This is a genomic window from Streptomyces sp. (assembly GCF_019510245.1).
Lineage (GTDB): Bacteria > Actinomycetota > Actinomycetes > Streptomycetales > Streptomycetaceae > Streptomyces.
The window spans coordinates 1-2,756 of sequence record NZ_JAEKKT010000523.1; the positions used below are offsets into that span (position 1 = coordinate 1).

Here is a 2,756-nt window from a genome sequence, read left to right on the forward strand (position 1 = left end):
CCGTGGCGCGGATGACGGCGAGCACCCGGTCGCCGTCCCGCTCGGCGTCGGACAGTCGCTTCAGGAGCACCGCCGCGCAGCCTTCACCGCGGCCGATGCCGTCGGCGTCCGGCGAGAACGGCTTGCACCGACCGTCCGGCGCGAGAGCGCCCGCCCGCCCGAACGCCACGGTGACGGTGGGGGAGAGCAGCAGGTTGACGCCCGCGGCGATCGCCGTGTCGCTCTCGCCCGTGCGCAGGCTCACGCAGGCGTGGTGCACCGCGACGAGCGAGGAGGAGCAGGCGGTGTCCACGGCCATGCTCGGCCCACGCGTGTCCAGCACATACGCCAGCCGGCCCGCGGTCACGCTCAGCGCACCGCCCGCCGGCGCCCAGGGATCGACGGCCGCCGGGTCGGCGCCGGTCAGCGAGCCGTACTCGGGGGCGGAGACGCCGACGAAGACACCGGTGGCCGTGCCCGCGAGGGACGCGGCGGGGACGGCGGCATGGGCGAGGGTCTCGTGGACGACCTCCAGGAGGATCCGCTGCTGCGGGTCCATCACGGCGGCCTCGCGCGGGGTGATCCGGAAGAAGTCCGCGTCGAACCCGGCGATGTCGTCGAGGTAGCCGCCGTACGGGAGCGCGTCCTCGGGCGGGAAGGGGGTGAAGTCGCGCCAGCGGTCCTCGGGGACCCGTCCGATCGCGTCGACGCCGTCGGTCAGCAGCCGCCAGTAGTCGGCCGGGCCGTGCACGCCGCCGGGGAGGCGGCAGCCGAGCCCTATGACGGCGACGGGCTCCGAGGGGGGAGCCACCGCGGCGGGTGCGGGCGGCACGGTCGGCGATGGTATGCGGCACAGGTGCGCCACCAGAGCCTCCCCGGTGGGCGCCTCCCACAGCAGCGTCGCCGGCAGCTCCCGTCCCGTAAGCCGGGCGAGTTCCCCGGCCAGCACGACCGCGTCCCGCGAGGACATGCCGAGATCCGCCAGCGGCCGGTCCATCGCGACCTCCGCGACGGCCGTGCCGGTCCACGCGGCGACCCGCTCCGCGACCAGGCGGCGTACCGCACCCGCGTCCACGGCCCTCACGCGGCGCCGTCCGCCGCGTAGGCACCCGCCAGATAGCGTTCACGTGTCAGCGCCCGTGACACCTTGCCGCTCGACGTCCGCGGCACCGTGCCCGGCGGGACGAGCAGGACGTCGGCGAGGCGCACCCCGTGCCGTCCGGACACGGCCGCACGCACGGCCCGTACCAGAGCCGGTACGTCGATCTCGGCCAGGCTCGTGGTCCGCGTGTGCTCGGCCACCACGACCACCCGCTCACCGGAGCCGCCCGCGACCCCGAACGCGGCGAGCCGGTCACGCCGGACCGCCGGATGGGTGTCCTGGACGGTGGCCTCCAGGTCCTGCGGATAGTGATTGCGGCCGTCGACGACGATCAGGTCCTTCAGCCGACCGGTGACGATCAACTGCCCCTCCAGGACCGTTCCCAGGTCACCGGTGCGCAGCCGGCCGTCGGTTCCGAAGACGCGCCGGGTCTGCTCCTCCTGGTTCCAGTACCCCGCCGGGATGCCGCAGCCCGCCAGCAGCACGGCCCTGGGGTCGTCGGGCCGGGCGGGCAGCGCCTTCCCCTCGGCGAGCGCGTCCCGGTCCAGGGCGAAACGCCGCAACGGTTCCCCGGGCCGGGCGGCGCTGACGAAGACGGTCGCCTCGGCGAGCCCGTACGAGGGACAGTGCGTCTCCGCGACGAGCCCCTGACCGGCGAAGGCCGCCTGGAATCTGTCGGCCGTGCCGGGGCGGACCGGCTCACTGCCGTTGATCAGCGCGACGATCCCGTCCAGCCGCAGATCCGCCTTCTGCGCGTCGGTCACCGCCGAGGCGCAGTAGTCGTAGGCGAAGTTGGGCGCCGCGCTCAGCGCGCGCGGATGCGCGGCCAACAGCCGCAGCCAGCGCGCGGGTTCGTGCAGGAAGGCGACCGGGTCCATGAGCACCGACAGCAGCCCCCGCACGACCGGGGCGGCGATGCTCAGGACGAGTCCCATGTCGTGGTACAGCGGCAGCCAGCCCACGCACGTCACCGGATGGGCATCGGCGCCGTAGGCGCCCAGCGCCTGACGGGCGTTGGCGACGACATTGGCGTGACTGATCTCCACGCCCGCCGGGGTACGGGTCGAACCGGACGTGTACTGGAGGTAGGCGACCTCCGTGTCGACCGGTTCCAGGTCTCTCACGGCGGCGTCCGGGACCTGGTCCACGGCGACGACCCGGTCGCACAACTCCTGTACCTCACCCAGGTGCCGGCTCGTCGTCACGACGACCGAAGGACGAGCGTCGGCCAGGACCGCCGTCAGCCGGTCCCCCTGACCCGGCAGACCGGGCGGATACAGCGGTACCGCGATGAGGCCGGCGGCGAGCGTCGCCAGGAAGGCGATGACGTACTCCAGCCCCTGGGGGCACAGCAGCGCGACCCGCGCCCCGGGCTCGGCCTCCTCGGCGAGCCGGGCGGCCACCGCCCGTACGCGCACGTCGAGCCGTCGCCAGGTCAGCGTGCGGTGGACGCCACGCGAATCCGGGGCGGGATGGTCGACGAAGGTGAACGCCCGGCGGTCGGGGGTGGTTCGGGCCCAGTGCCGTACGTACTCCGGCAGGCTCCGGAACGCGGGGGCGAGCGGGGGACGGCGGTTGTCCATCGGGCAGGTCTCCTCGCGAAGCGGGTCAGAGCGGGATGTTGCCGTGCCGGCGCTCCGGCATCGGGGAGCGCTTGCCGCGCAGCGCGCGCAGG

At 74.5% G+C, this 2,756-nt stretch carries 2 protein-coding genes; both read right to left on the bottom strand.

Annotated features, from left to right (window positions below):
• The coding region (locus JF597_RS54990; RefSeq protein WP_294014730.1) for a type I polyketide synthase at nucleotides 1-1,063 on the bottom strand (1,063 nt) is incomplete at its 3' end.
• Nucleotides 1,060-2,664: a fatty acyl-AMP ligase gene (locus tag JF597_RS54995; protein WP_294014733.1), complete on the bottom strand. Its 1,605-nt coding sequence runs from the start codon at nucleotides 2,662-2,664 to the stop codon at nucleotides 1,060-1,062. The genes JF597_RS54995 and JF597_RS54990, both read right to left, overlap by 4 nt.
• Nucleotides 2,665-2,756 lie beyond the last annotated feature (92 nt).